The following is a 14,172-nucleotide window of genomic DNA, read 5'->3' as shown; positions in this document are numbered from 1 at the left end:
CCGGTTATAAACAACCTGTCTCAATTGGTGTAGATTCTGGACAGCATCATATCGGTCTGGCTGTTACTTCTCAGGATAAAGTCCTATTTCAAGGGGAAGTCAGTCTACGCCAAGATGTAAAAAAATTACTGGATACCCGGCGAAGCTATCGGCGTGGTCGCCGCGATCGTAACACCAGATACCGTCCGCCCCGTTTCCTGAACCGGGCTAAGCCGGCGGGCTGGCTACCGCCATCGGTGGCCAGCAAAGTCCAACACAATATTACCTGGATTCAGCGAATCCAAGCAGTCCTGCCTAAAGCAGAACTGCATATCGAAGTGGGCAAGTTCGACATGGCTAAGATGGTCAATCCGGGTATCACCGGCTTAGGCTATCAGCAAGGCGATTTATATGGCTATGAAACAGCTAAGCAATATGTCTTAGACCGGGATAACTATACCTGCCAGATCTGCCATGGCAAAACCAAAGATCCAAAACTCAAGATCCATCACATCATCTACCGGTCCAATGGCGGTACGAACCAAGTGAGCAACCTGCTCACGGTGTGTGCCAGCTGTCATACTCAAGCCAATCATCAGCCCGGGGGCAAGCTCTATGTCCTGCAGGCCAAGCAATTTCAAAGTCACCGTTCTCTAAAGGGCGCTACCTTCATGAACATCCTGCGCCGCCGGTTGTTCACGGCCTTTCCAGCAGCAAGCTTTCAGTATGGGGCCCAGACGACCTTAGATCGGGCCAAGTTAGACTTGCCAAAAGCGCATTACAATGACGCTGTAACTATCAGCGGCATCCAAAACATCGTGCAACAACCTACAGCTGTAGTGATGTTTCACCAGTTCCGCAAAAAGAAACGCTCCCTGCATGAAGCCACTGCTCGTAAAGGTCGTAAAACACCCAACAGGGTCAGTAAGCGAAATGCCAAAAACACGAAAGCCGTCAGCGGGTTTCACCTCAATGACTATGTCCAACTACCTAACAGCCAAAGGGGCTATATTTCCGGATTCAGCGGTAAAACAACTTGTTATGTGAAAGCTGGCAACCACTATTTGACCGTCAGCCCAAAATATAAACAGGTCAGTTTAAGCAAACTTAAAGTGATCCGACACCAAAATAACTGGAACGTTCAAGAAATTAGCACCGGAAACTATACGATGGCGTGATAACTTTCGTAGAAAGTTATCACGCCATCCTTAGGTTTTAACCGGGGGACTTCCGCACAGTCCTATTAAATTACCATTGGTCAAAGGCTGCTAAACTAAGGTTTGGCGGCTGTTTTTTTGTTCGTATAAGTCCCATTTACCCATGACAATGCTGTTGCACAAATCCGCATAGCCAATGCCCACAGCAGCAGCTTCTTGAGGGAGCAAGGAAAGTGGGGTCATCCCCGGCAAGGAGTTGGCTTCAATGACATATAAGCCGTCCTTTTGGTTCCATAAGAAGTCGATGCGACCATAATTAGACATGCCCAGGGCATCTAAAGTCTTAATGGCAATGGTCTTCATATCGGCGTGGACTTTTTCAGGGATGTCCGGTGGGGTGACAAAAGTGGTCTTATTATCTTGGAATTTGTGTTCGAAATCATACCAGCCGTCATTGACTTTGATTTCAATGGCGGGCATAGCTTGGCCATTAACCACGCCCAAAGAAAATTCCCGGCCTTGGATGAATTCTTCAATCAAAAGCTCATCATCAAAGCGCAGGGCATCTGCTAAAGCCGGCTGTAATTCAGCATCCGTATGCACGATATGGGTGCCAATGCTAGAACCGCCATTACTGGGTTTAACCACCACCGGGTAATCAAAGGGCAGTTTTGTCGGCAGGGGGTCGTTTGCTTTCACTAAAACGAAAGCCGCAGTTTGAATTTGGTTAAACAACATAATTTCTTTGCTGACTTTTTTATTCATGGCCATGCCAGAACTCAAGGGGTCACTGCCGGTGTAGCGAATTTCAGACAGATCCAACACAGCTTGGACTTTGCCGTTTTCACCATCTTCACCGTGGAGCCCCAGGTAAACAATGTCAGCGCTTTGCAAAATCTTCAACACGTTGCGGCCAAACAAGCCCTTAGTGTCATCTGTTCTCAAAGCATTGATCGCGTCATCGGTTAAAATGGCATCACTAATCTGATAATTGGCTTCGGTCTGTTCGGTAGTGAACAGCTCGGCGATTTCGGCATCAGATTGAAGATCCACACCCAAGAACAAATCTACTAAAGCGACGTTGTGACCCTTGCTGCGCAAGGCGTTAGCAACTTTTGCGCCAGAAGATAAAGACACGTTACGTTCTGTACTTCTGCCGCCGGCTAGGACAACAATTTTCATTAAATTTTACCTCCAGAATATTCTCGAACCTTAAGAATACCACAGAAGAAAAAAATAGACTATCCTAAAGTTTGGACAGTCTACGCTTTGTTGCTTAAAAGTGTTATTTATCTAGGTCCAAGACCACGAAAACTTCACTATCTTCGATGGCCTTCATGTAATGTAGGTCACCTTTTTCCATCACTGCAATTTTGCCGGGAAATAGTTCTTCTGGGCCAGCTTCGGTGCCAAATTCAATGCGGCCTTTCACCGGGATCACCACACCATGGGCTGGGGCAGGGTGTAGTTTGATGCCATCCCCGTTTAAACCTTTGGGTAAGATGCGGTGACCAATACGTTGGTTGCCGCTATTATAAATGTGCTCGTGCACTAATTCACCTTTTGTACCTTCTAAGATCTGCATGAAAACAACTCCATTCTTGAGTAATGTTACTCTTTAAATCTAGAACAAATGGGCAGATAAAGCAACTTGAAAATTGGTATATACAATAGAGGCGTTTTATAAAAACACTTAAAAGACTTCACTTTCTAGCTTAAAGCGGTTACAATGATATTGTCCCACTATAATTGGTATAAGCTCAAATCGCTGAGGAGGTAAAGTTTTAATATGGATACACAGATTCCATTAACTTATGAAGGTGCTACACGACAATTACGGGTTTTGCAACGCAAAGGAATTCAAATTGGGTTAAACCAAGTCATTGAATCAGCGATTGTAGATTTCGCCCAAGGTATTTGCGATGAAGGATTAGAAGGCCGCTATGTGACCGTCCATTACAATGAAGATGGATTAACCATTACTGACGATGCAAACAACGAATTGGAAACTTCAATTCCTGCACCGGGCCCGGGACATTCCTTCCAAACGGCCTTCAGAAATACCGCACCTCAACTCATGCGCTATTTAGAACAGCAGGTGCATGACAAGCTATCGAAGCACCAAATTCATTGATTTCATTTCGCTAGTCGATCCCTAACATGGGCATCGGCTATTTTTATGTCATTTTTTAAAGACGAATAATTTGGTCATTAATTTAGAAAAACATTCGATTTTCAGTAATTAGTTGTTGACAATCTAATTTGTTTTCTGTAAGTTAGTACTTGTAAGCGAACAACGGCCGTTTTCCTTACCAATACAAAGTCTGGAGTGTGGATCACATTGGCAAATATTTTTGCAGATATTAACGTAGCACTTGAAACTCTGAAAAACGGCGGGATGATTATTTTGGCAGACAACGAAGATCGGGAGAACGAAGGCGACCTCGTTGCCTTGGCGGAAGATATTACCCCAGCCACGGTCAACTTTATGATTACCCACGCTAAGGGGCTGTTATGTGCCCCGATTAGCCCGGAAATTGCGGCTAAGTTAGACTTACACCTGATGGTGGACAATAGCACCGACCCGAATTTAACCCCGTTTACCATTTCCACCGATGGGGCTTATGCAGCCACTGGGGTCACCACGGGTGTGTCCGCCTTTGACCGGGCAGCCACCATCAAGCACCTGGCCAAAGCCGATGCAATTCCGACTGATTTTAACCACCCGGGGCATATCTTCCCATTGATTGCCCAAGCAGAAGGTTTGGCTGTTCGCGACGGCCATACAGAAGCGGCGGTGGATTTAGCCAAGCTTTGCGGCAAGGCACCCGTTGGGGCAATTATTGAAATCATCAAGGATGACGGGACCATGGCCCGGCGCGATGATTTGCACCAATTCTCTAAAGATTGGGATCTGCCAATGATCACCATTGACCAGATCAAGACATATATTCAGGCCAAAGCCTTGAGCTAAGCCTGGGAACACCAAAACAGTCCTGCGACAATTTTGCCGCAGGACTGTTTTTTTGAACTATGTTAAGCGTGCCGGGTAAAGTTCACCGGTGCAATATCAGCGTTTTCCTGACGTTTTTCTGCCACGTCAGCAACCGCGTCTACAATCTTTTGGTAGCCGGTACAACGGCACATGTTCCCAGATAAAGCCCGTTTGATCTCAGGGCGGGTTGGGGTAGGGTTGTCTTCTAGAAATTGGGTACTGGATAAGACCATCCCCGGAATACAAAAACCACACTGCACCGCACCATCTTGGACGTAAGCGGTTTGCACGTCACTCAAGGACCCATCTTCAGCAGCCAGGCCTTCTACGGTGGTGAGGGTCTTGCCATCTGCCCAAACGGCCAGATAAATGCAAGAGTCCACGGTTTCACCGTCTACGATAACTGTACAGGCGCCACATTCACCCACGCCACAGCCTTCTTTAGTGCCGGTCAAAGCTAATTCATCCCGCAGGAGTTCCAATAAACTTTGCCGTACATCCACACTATAATGCCTAGTTTCACCATTTAATGTAAATTCAATCGTCTGATTCATTATTGGACCTCCTTTAAAGCCGCTAAAATATTACGTGCCGGGATAATTTGCACCAAGTGGTCCCGATATTCCTTCGAAGCCCGCCAAGAATTCCGCGTATTGGTGTCCGCTAAACAATACTTGCCAATGGTCTTTAAAGTAGCATCATTAATGGCTTGACCCTTGGCAAAGGCTTCTGCTTGGGGCATGCGAATCGGCGTTGGAGCAGCCACCCCAAAACAGATGCGCAAATCAGCAATCGTTTGATCAGGGGCCATTTTAATCAAAGTGGCACAGCTTAAATTGGCGATATCTAAGGCCTGGCGTTGGGCAAACTTGGTATAGTGGCCCAGGTAGCCTTCGTAATCTGCCTTAGCAATTTTGATCCGCACGAGGATTTCGCCGGGTTCTAAGTCCACCCAACCAGCGCCCTTATAAAAGTCGGCGATGGGGACATTTTTGACCCCAGCTTCGGAATGGATTTCTAACGTGGCATTATAGGTGAATAAAGTGGGCGCACTGTCAGCAGAAGTGGCCCCGTTACAGATATTGCCGCCAATGGTGCCCACGTGGCGGGTTTGCGGACCGCCTACTAGGGAGACAGCTTCTCCTAACATGGGGATGTATTGTTGAACGAGTGGATCTTTTTCAACTTGTTTAAAGGTACTCAAAGCCCCGATGCTCAAAGTGCCATCTTCGGCCATGGTGATGCCTTGCATTTCCGGGATACGGGTGATGCCGATCAATTGGGTGGCGATAAAATCTTGTTTCCGTTCCCGGGCCTTGACCAACACATCGGTGCCCCCAGCAATCACTTTAGCCTTGGGGTCAGCTTTAATGATTTTGAAAATGGTGGCTAAACTATCAGCTTCATGGTAACCAGTAATATCATACATGTAATTGACCTCCTAAATGACGTGGGCTTGTTTTAACTGTTCAAAGACGTGTTGGCTGGCCAAAGGATTACTATTAATGGCCACACCGGTGGCATTTTTCACCGCATTACGAATGGCGGCAGCCGGTGAACACAGGGGATTTTCACCCAGGGATTTGTTGCCATAAGGGCCCAGGGGATCTTCACTCTCCACGAAAGCATGGTCTAAGTCCGGTAAGTCCATGGTGGTGGGGATCTTATAATCCATCAGATTGTTGTTCAAAGGCTTGCCAGCTTCGTTATAACGCACGCCTTCACTGAGGCCATAGGCAATCCCCATGGCCATTCCACCATCCACTTGCCCCTCGGCTAAGATAGGGTTGATGATTTTCCCGGAGTCATGGACGTTCATGACGCTGAGCAGTTCAATTTGGCCGGTTTCAATATCCACTTCCACTTGGGCCAGGGTACAGCCAGAAGCGTAGGAGTTATTATGGATGTTCACCGAAGATTCCGCCACGATGGCCCGGCCATGTGCCATGTCATAGAAGGAAGACATGGCAAAGTCAGCCAAATCGGCGATTTTTTGGTCATTGTGACTATAAACGATATTGCCGTCCACGATATCCATGTATTCTGGGCGGATATCGTACATTTCAGAGGCTCGTTTGAGGATCTTTTGTTTCATTTTTTCGGCCGCTTCTTGCACCGCAAAGCCGGTGATATAAGTTTGCCGGGAAGCATAAGAGCCGGTATCAAAAGGATCGATATCCGTGTCACTCATGGCGTCGCGAATGATTTTGTCATAACCCACGCCAATAGTATCGGCGGCCATTTGACTAAAGGCGGTGTCCGCCCCTTGGCCAATTTCCGTGGCCCCTAACATGAGTTTAAAGGAGGCATCCGGCATTAGCGTCAAGCGGGCCCCAGCGGTTTCCAGGCCGAAGGGATAAGTCCCTGAGCCGTAAGAAAAGCCAGCCACACCTACACCCCGGCGTTTGCTACCGGTTTTATATTTTAAGCTATCCTGCAATTTTTCATCCCAATGGAAAGCTTCACGGCCCTTTTGCAGACATTTATCGATCTTAAAGTTAAATTGTTGCACATGGCTCAAGGTATTTAAGAAACCTTCAGGGCGGCGATTTTGAATCCGGAAGTCAATAGGATCCATGCCGATTTTTTCAGCGGCATCATCCATGATGGATTCCAGGGCAAACATCACCTGGGGAATCCCGTAACCCCGCATGGCCCCTGCAGTGGCCACGTTGGTATAGATGGTTTTAGCCGCATAGCGCAGGCTTTCCGTTTTATACAGGGCATTGATAAAGGTGCCGCCCTTACCGCCAATGGCGTGTCCGTGAGAAGCGTAGCCCCCTTGGTTGGAGTACACGTTGCAGTCGATGGCCGTGATACTGCCGTCTTTATTGACGCCCACTGCCAAATCGTAATCGATGGCATGGCGGGTTCTAGTATAGGCAATGGATTCTTCCCGGGTCAGGTTCATTTCCACGGGACGTCCGCCACAGGCCATACTTAAAGCCACCACTAAAGGTTCAATAATAACTTCTTGTTTGTTCCCAAAGCCCCCACCGATAAAGGGTTTTTGCACCCGAATTTGCGACCAAGGCACACCCACAGCTTGGCCAATGATCCGGCGGCAAATATAAGGAATTTGGGTGGAGCTGATACAAGTCCAGCGTTGGTCCTCACTTTGCCAAGCCACGGCCACTTGGTTTTCCATGTGCACGTGTTGTTGCATCGGCGTGTGGAAGTGTTCTTTAATGACATAATCGGCTGCTTTTAATTCTTTAGCCACATCCCCGTACCCCACACTGGTATCGGCAATGACATTGTCCCGCTCTTCATGGACACGGCGGGCGTTATCGGCCATGGCGGCTTTTGGTGTTAAGTAAACCGGGTACTTTTCATAAGTCACTTTGATTTTTTCCAGGGCCCGGATGGCTTCTAGTTCGGTCTTAGCCACCACGCAAGCGATATCATCGCCGTACACCCGTACGTGACGGGTCAATAGGGTCCGGTCTTCGATATCCCGCTTAGCCGGCACCATGGACCAAGGATGGCCAGCGGTGCCAAATTTGTTTTGAGGCAAGTCTTCGGGTAAGAAGATCTTCACGACCCCCGGCATTTGTTCAGCCTCAGTGATGTCATAAGCGGTGACGTAGCCATGGGCAATGGTCGACCGTAGAATTTTGGCGTGAAGTTTGTGATTGATCGGGAAGTCCGCCGTAAATTTTGCTTGGCCCTTCACCTTAGCGATGGCATCCCATCGCTGTTCAGTTTTACCAATGACATTGTTCTTTGCCATGAAATTTCCCTCCTGAATTGAAAGACTATTTTTCTGCAACACAAAAAAACATCTTTTAGGTTTTAATGAAAAAAACTAAGACGTGCCTGCCCAATTGTAACCCTCGCGTTGCTTATAATTTAGCACAGGAACAGCCTTTAAGCAACGGCAAGCTCAATACATCACAAGTTCAAATCCGGCTACTCTGTGTTATAACAGCGCTCTAAGGGAAATCCCTGAATATCAGATTTCCCCGGGGGAGTCCTATTTAGGGGTTGGAACTATGCTAGTATGGGCATATAAGGAAAATAATCACAAATTCGCTAGAAAGGAGGATGATCATATGGGACATCGTTTGAAATTAGGGGCCACTTTATTGGTGGGTATTTGTGCGCTGGTCCTGACTTTTGCCTTTAACCTACCTGAAGTCACCCGCTTATTGGTCACTGTTGCCGGGGGCTTATTGGCCTTGAGTATGGTATGGGAAATGGTGCAGACTTTGAAGTCCGGCCGCTATGGCATCGATTTATTAGCCATCATGGCCATTGTGGCCACGTTAGTGGTGGGGGAATACTGGGCCAGTTTGATGATCCTGGTGATGCTCACCGGGGGGGATGCCTTAGAGGATTATGCCACCCGTAAAGCTGGCCAGGAATTAAAATCACTGCTGGATAACTCGCCCCAATTGGCCCACAAGCAAACCGCCGCTGGCTTAACGGATATTGTGGCTAACGCGGTGGCCGTGGGAGATACCCTGGTGGTCAAACCCAATGAATTGGTACCGGTGGATGGGGAAATCATCGCCGGGGAAGCCAATTTTGACGAGTCTTCATTAACCGGGGAAGCCCGCCCCGTCTTTAAACAGGTTGGGGATAGGTTATTGTCCGGTTCCGTGAATGGCAGTGGGGCCATTACCATGACCGCCCGCCACACCGCCGCCGACAGTCAATACCAAGCCTTGGTGAAATTAGTAGCAACCGCCCAAGATCAGCCGGCGAAGTTTGTCCGCATGGCCGACCGTTACGCGGTACCTTTCACCATTATTGCCATTGTCATCGCCGCCTTTGCCTGGGTCATTTCCGGCAATCCGGTACGGTTCGCCGAAGTCCTAGTGGTGGCGTCACCTTGTCCGCTGATTTTAGCGGCCCCAATCGCTTTGGTGGCGGGGATGAGTCGGGCCAGTCGCAGCGGGATCGTCATCAAAGCCGGCGCCGTCGTGGAGAAAATGGCCTTAGCCAAAACCGTGGCCTTTGATAAGACCGGGACCTTGACCCAAGGTAAACTATTGGTATCAAAAATCGTGCCTATCGGTGATTTCACCGCGGAACAGCTCTGTTTATTAGCGGCCAGTGTGGAACAACAATCCACCCACGTGTTAGCCCGTTCCCTGGTGGCTTATGTGGGGGCCGACCAGTTGAAAACCGCCACTGAGGTTAAAGAACAGCCCGCCCAAGGGGTTCAAGCCATGATCGGCGCGCAGTTGGTCAAAGTGGGCAAGGCTAGCTTCGCCCAAGTCCCGGCAGCCATGCCTTTACCGGACCAAACGGCCATTTACGTCAGTGTCGCCGGGGCTTATGCGGGGTATATCACCTTTGCCGACCAATTACGGCCAGAAGCTGAAACCACCTTGGAACGCCTGCGCCACCAAGGCCTGAAGCACTTGATGATGTTGACCGGCGACCAAAGTGCGGTGGCCAAAGCCGTAGGAAATCAATTGGACTTGGATGAGATCCATGGCAATTGCCTACCGGAAGATAAAATCAATTTGATCAAAGCCACGCCTGAAGCCTATCACCCCGTGATCATGGTGGGGGATGGCATCAATGACGCTCCCTCTTTAGCTGCGGCTGACGTGGGGATTGCCATGGGCGCCCATGGGGCCACGGCTGCCAGTGAGTCGGCGGATGTGGTGATTTTAAAAGATGACCTGGAAAAGGTGGCGACAGCCATTCAAATCAGCCAGGAAACTATGAAAATTGCCAAGCAAGATGTCATCGTGGGGATTATCATCTTAGTGATATTAATGCTGATTGCCACCACCGGCGTGATTCCAGCGCTGGTTGGGGCCATCTGTCAAGAAGTGGTGGACGTGATTACCATCTTACTGGCTTTGAAAGCCCGTAAAGGTCATTGGTTCACCCCGAAAACAAAATTACCGTTGAAGAACAGTGTACGCCCGGAATAAAATTAGGATAACAACTGACAAGCCTTGAGCTTTTTGGTTGTTATTTTTTATGCCCCAGTTGTATAATGACCAAAATTATTTAGGTAGCTTGTTACGAGAAGGTGATCAAAATGGCTGCAGCAAAGAGTCTTGCCAACCGCTTAGTGGTGGCGTTATTACGCTCAGGTTTAATGTCCATTGTCATGTCCTTAATAATTGTGGGGTATCATCAAGGCTATTTTGGCGGGTTATTTAAAAATTGGACCATCGCCTTTATTGCTTCTTTTATTCTGGGAATTTTTGCCAAGGATCTGGTGACCCGCTTGTATCAAAACTGGCACTTGGGTCATTGGGCCATGCCCCTGCATATTTTGACCACCGGCGTATTGATGTCGGGCTTGATTTCAGCGTTGATGTATAGCTTGAACTCACCGCAGCCACACTTCTTGATTTGGCTGCAGATGTGGGGGTTAGCCTTTGTCATAGTGGTCCCGGCGAGTTATATCATTACGAAATTAGTGGATTATTACATCCCGTAGATGGGGGGAAATAAGATGGCACAAAAAGTGATTGCGATTTTCGGCGTGGGTAAAGCCGGGTTAGGCCAGGCCTTGGGTGCCTTATACGGGTCCAAGGGGTACGCGGTAACTTTGTTGGAGCGGGATGCCGCCCATTTAAAAGAAGTTGCAGGGGCGTTGACCAAAGCGGGGATCACCGCCCAGGGGATCCCCACGGATTTAAGCGACGATGCCAGTATCGCCGCAGCTTATCCCCAAATCGCTAAGCTAGGGGACTTGGACACCGTGGTCTTTAACGCCACGGTTCGCCGCCAAGGCCGGCCCAGCACCTTCACCGGCGCGGACATCCGGGCAGATTTGGCAGTGAATGTGGCCAGTGCCGTCACCGTGTCCAACCTAGCCATTCCTTATTTAAAGGCGAATAAGGGCACCTTGCTGTACACCGGCAGTGTGGTGGCCGCTAAACCCGGCACCACGGACACCTCCCAGTCCATGGGCAAAGCTGCCATGCGTAACTATGCCTTGGCTTTGAACAAAGACCTGGCTAAAGAAAATATCTTTGCCGGGGTGGTGACCATTTGGACTTATATTCGCGCCGGCCACGGGGCCCAGGATCCCAGCAAAATCGCCCAGGCCTACTATGATTTGGCCCAGGCCCGCAAAGACCCGGAAGTGATTTATCGGGGCCATTAAGGGTTATATTAAGCAAATAAGCTTACTGACAAAAATGTTTTTGCCGGTAAGCTTATTTTTCTGGAATTAAATTGTAAAGCCGAAAAGGGCTGTTATAATAATTAGTTAAAGACATCACTATCTGGGAGCGGAGGCAATATTATGGAGAGCATCAAGTCGGGGCACAAACAACGGCGACGTTATCTTATCTTAGGACTTATTTTCTTAGCCGTGTTAGTCATTGGGTTATTTTATGTGAAATGGTGGCCTTATTTTCAAAAGGCCGTGGCCGCTAGCCAAACCCATGCCATTGGCGGTGCCATTATCGCCAATATAGGCAAAGGGGCGGCTCCTTTTTCACTCCTGGCCGGTTGGACTTTTACCCTAGCTTATTTCAAGGCAGTTTGGAAGGCCGTGATTTTAGGCTTATTGGTTGGGTCTTTGGTCCAGGTCCTCATCCCCAATCGAGTGATTCAACGTTATTTAGGGGGCAGCCAGTTTAAGAATTCGTTAGCGGCCATGCTCATGGGCGTACCCACCATGATGTGCACCTGTTGTACTGCGCCAGTGGCGGTGGGCTTGAAGCGCTCGAAGGCTTCCGTGAACAGTGTGGTGGCGTTCTTCTTAGCCAATCCCTTGTTAAACCCAGCCACCTTGGTGTTCATGGGCTTTGTGTTAGGTTGGAACTTTGTGGTCTTTCGGATTGTTTTTGGCCTCATTGCTGTGTTAGGTCTAGCCACCTTGGTGGGGAAGTTAAGTCCTAAGAAAACTGTGGGGATCCCGGACAACAAGTTGTTTGACCCCATCCGGGAAAACAATGGCCGCCTTTTACAACGTTGGGGTAAAGCCTTGGGCCGCTTGGTCTTAGAAAGCATCCCGGCTTATGTGGTCATCGTCTTTATCTTGGGCGCTTTTCAAGGCCTCTTGTTCCCGGCCATTAATAGCAGTTTAGACGGGGGCTTGTTGGCCATTGTGCTATTCGCCGTAGTGGGCACCATTTTTGTCTTGCCCACGGCGGGTGAAATTCCCATCATTCAAGTTCTAATGGCCATGGGCCTCAGTGGCGGGCCAGCGGCGGCTTTGTTGATCGCCCTGCCCGCTGTCAGCGTGGTTTCCCTAGCGCTATTGAAACCAGCCTTGTCTTGGCGCAGTTTAGTGACCATTGGCCTAGGGGTCATGGTGATCAGTGCCTTTGCCGGGTTGGTGGGGACGGTAATTTTGTAACGGTTGATGACCCAGGAAGGATACTATGCAGAAAATTTTATTGATTGACGACAATCCCGACATTGGTGCGATGCTGGACACTGTCCTCGGCGATATGTACGCCATCACCAAGGCTTATTCCGGCACCGAAGGCTTGCTCCAGACCCAGCAACAAACCTTTGATTTGATTCTGTTAGACCGCATGTTGCCGGGGAAAAATGGTGAGGAAGTGTTGCACGATTTGCGCCAGACCTTGATCACCCCGATTATTATGCTGACGGCGTTAAGCGACAAAGACGATATTGCCCGTTTGTTAATGGCTGGCGCAACAGACTATGTGACGAAGCCCTTCAATATCAAGGAGTTGAAAGCTCGAATCATTGTTGCCCTGCGGCAAAACACGGCACCGGCAACGCATACTGTCCCGGTGGCGGTGGCGTTTGGCCCGTTCACCTTGGCTGAAAGGGACTATACCCTCCATTGTCAGGATCAAGCGGTGGACTTAAAAAAGAAGGAATTCGACATTTTGAAACTTCTTTTTCAACATCCTGGCCAAGTTTTCAGCAAGGAAGCCCTATATGCCCAAGTGTGGCACGAACGCTATTACGGGGATGAAAATACTATCAACGTCCATCTCACTAACTTGCGCAAAAAATTACGCCAGCTTGATCCTCACCAGGAACACATTGCCACGGTCTGGGGCATTGGCGTGAAGCTGGTGTAGCCATGACGACAATTGGCTGGATTCTTTTCATCGCTGTGGCTGGCCCGAGCCTTGCTTATTTAGGGTATATTTTGTTGGCGGTTCGTGATTTGCGGCAGCAAGTTAACAGTATCGCGGCCAGTCGCACCAATAACGACGTCCGTACTACTAGTCGTAATCCACTCATCATCAAACTTGCCAACGCCATCAACGCGCTATTGGCTGATCAACGCCAAGAACGGGTTGATAACGCCGCAGTGGCGAAACAAATCGATCAGGCAATCAATAATATTTCCCATGATTTGCGGACGCCGTTGACCGTCGCCAGCGGCTACGTTCAATACCTTGGGGAAGAAAAGTTGTCTCCCGCCAAGACCCAGCAAGTGCTCAGCCAGGCTGAACAGAATCTGGAAACCGTCAACAGCCGCTTAGAATCGCTGCTGGAATACAACCGAATCACGGAACACCGGCTGGCTGTAGAGGCCACGGATTTCGACCTGTCGGCCCTGGTCCAAAACGCGCTGCTCACACTCTACGAGGCCCTGCAAACGGCTGATTTTACCGTGACGCCGCAAATTGCCAGCGATGTCCTGGTTCATCTGGACCAAGAAAAGACCAAGCGCATTATTCAAAATTTGCTAGGCAATGCGTTGACCCACGGTATCAAGACTTTACAGGTCACCTTGTTCCAACAACCCGCAGACCATACTATCACGCTCACCGTGACCAATGGCATCGCCAATCCCATTACGCACTTAGCTCGGCTGACTGACCGCTTTTACACTGAGGATCTAGCCGGCCAAAGGGGTAATTCTGGCTTGGGGTTGTACATCACCCAGCACTTAGCTGAATTGATGCAAGGGCAGCTGGCGCTAACAACAACGCCCACTACTTTTACAGCCACCGTGACCCTGCCCCAGCAGGTAGCGTCAACGTCAAAGACACTCTAAATAGCGTTTTTGCTGTAGGGGTATTTTGCATTCAGTATATTGAAAAAGCGCCTGCCAATCCCGTAATTACTCAGGATTGGCAGGCGCTTCGTTTATCGTTTTCAGCTGATATTGCAGAC

14 protein-coding genes are annotated in these 14,172 nt (G+C 49.1%); 9 read left to right on the top strand and 5 right to left on the bottom strand.

Going from position 1 to position 14,172, the window contains the following annotated elements:
* Window positions 1-1,157: RNA-guided endonuclease IscB (gene iscB / locus FC83_RS09600; protein ID WP_236700828.1), on the top strand; the 1,157-nt coding region annotated here is incomplete at its 5' end.
* 90 nt (window positions 1,158-1,247) lie between these two features.
* Here the strand turns inward: iscB and FC83_RS09595 are convergent.
* Entirely contained in the window at window positions 1,248-2,318 is a 1,071-nt protein-coding gene (locus FC83_RS09595; protein ID WP_035450808.1) for a D-alanine--D-alanine ligase family protein, read from the bottom strand.
* A gap of 103 nt (window positions 2,319-2,421) precedes the next feature.
* Window positions 2,422-2,721, bottom strand: a complete 300-nt coding sequence (locus FC83_RS09590) for a cupin domain-containing protein (RefSeq protein WP_035450810.1) — start codon at window positions 2,719-2,721, stop codon at window positions 2,422-2,424.
* Window positions 2,722-2,925: 204 nt separating this feature from the next.
* Here FC83_RS09590 and FC83_RS09585 point away from each other — a divergent pair, with 204 nt between their 5' ends.
* Complete coding sequence (locus tag FC83_RS09585; protein ID WP_035450811.1) at window positions 2,926-3,270, top strand: hypothetical protein; 345 nt, start codon at window positions 2,926-2,928, stop codon at window positions 3,268-3,270.
* A 207-nt stretch (window positions 3,271-3,477) separates the two neighbouring features.
* Window positions 3,478-4,110 carry a 3,4-dihydroxy-2-butanone-4-phosphate synthase gene (gene ribB / locus FC83_RS09580; protein WP_057002705.1) on the top strand — a complete coding sequence of 211 codons (633 nt, stop codon included), beginning with the start codon at window positions 3,478-3,480 and terminating at the stop codon, window positions 4,108-4,110.
* A 62-nt stretch (window positions 4,111-4,172) separates the two neighbouring features.
* On the opposite strand, the gene xdhC is transcribed toward ribB, so the two are convergent.
* Genes xdhC through xdhA form a run of 3 tightly spaced genes read right to left on the bottom strand, consistent with a single transcriptional unit; the run spans window position 4,173 to window position 7,864 of the window.
* Window positions 4,173-4,685: a xanthine dehydrogenase subunit XdhC gene (xdhC, locus tag FC83_RS09575; RefSeq protein ID WP_035450814.1), complete on the bottom strand. Its 513-nt coding sequence runs from the start codon at window positions 4,683-4,685 to the stop codon at window positions 4,173-4,175.
* Entirely contained in the window at window positions 4,685-5,560 is an 876-nt protein-coding gene (gene xdhB, locus FC83_RS09570) for a xanthine dehydrogenase subunit XdhB (RefSeq protein WP_035450816.1), read from the bottom strand. The genes xdhC and xdhB overlap by 1 nt, the downstream gene beginning before the upstream one ends.
* Before the next feature lie 12 nt (window positions 5,561-5,572).
* A complete protein-coding gene (xdhA, locus tag FC83_RS09565) occupies window positions 5,573-7,864 on the bottom strand; it encodes a xanthine dehydrogenase subunit XdhA (protein ID WP_035450818.1) in 2,292 nt (763 codons plus the stop codon).
* Window positions 7,865-8,186: 322 nt separating this feature from the next.
* Here xdhA and FC83_RS09560 point away from each other — a divergent pair, with 322 nt between their 5' ends.
* The 6 genes from FC83_RS09560 (at window position 8,187) to FC83_RS09535 (ending at window position 14,053) form a co-directional block, all read left to right on the top strand.
* Window positions 8,187-10,028, top strand: a complete 1,842-nt coding sequence (locus tag FC83_RS09560) for a heavy metal translocating P-type ATPase (protein WP_057002704.1) — start codon at window positions 8,187-8,189, stop codon at window positions 10,026-10,028.
* Window positions 10,029-10,138: 110 nt separating this feature from the next.
* A complete protein-coding gene (locus FC83_RS09555; RefSeq protein ID WP_035450819.1) occupies window positions 10,139-10,546 on the top strand; it encodes a DUF2798 domain-containing protein in 408 nt (135 codons plus the stop codon).
* Between the two features lie 15 nt (window positions 10,547-10,561).
* Window positions 10,562-11,218, top strand: a complete 657-nt coding sequence (locus FC83_RS09550) for an SDR family NAD(P)-dependent oxidoreductase (protein WP_035450820.1) — start codon at window positions 10,562-10,564, stop codon at window positions 11,216-11,218.
* A gap of 141 nt (window positions 11,219-11,359) precedes the next feature.
* Complete coding sequence (locus tag FC83_RS09545; RefSeq protein WP_035450821.1) at window positions 11,360-12,421, top strand: permease; 1,062 nt, start codon at window positions 11,360-11,362, stop codon at window positions 12,419-12,421.
* 25 nt (window positions 12,422-12,446) lie between these two features.
* Window positions 12,447-13,124 carry a response regulator transcription factor gene (locus tag FC83_RS09540; protein WP_035450824.1) on the top strand — a complete coding sequence of 226 codons (678 nt, stop codon included), beginning with the start codon at window positions 12,447-12,449 and terminating at the stop codon, window positions 13,122-13,124.
* Between the two features lie 2 nt (window positions 13,125-13,126).
* Window positions 13,127-14,053, top strand: coding sequence for a sensor histidine kinase (locus FC83_RS09535; RefSeq protein WP_052004439.1), 927 nt, complete (start codon window positions 13,127-13,129; stop codon window positions 14,051-14,053).
* The last annotated feature ends 119 nt before the right edge of the window (window positions 14,054-14,172 follow it).

The organism is Agrilactobacillus composti DSM 18527 = JCM 14202 (genome assembly GCF_001436375.1).
GTDB classification, from domain to species: Bacteria; Bacillota; Bacilli; order Lactobacillales; family Lactobacillaceae; genus Agrilactobacillus; species Agrilactobacillus composti.
Note: the sequence above shows the minus strand (reverse complement) of the source record. Positions and strands in the feature narration are given on the sequence as shown.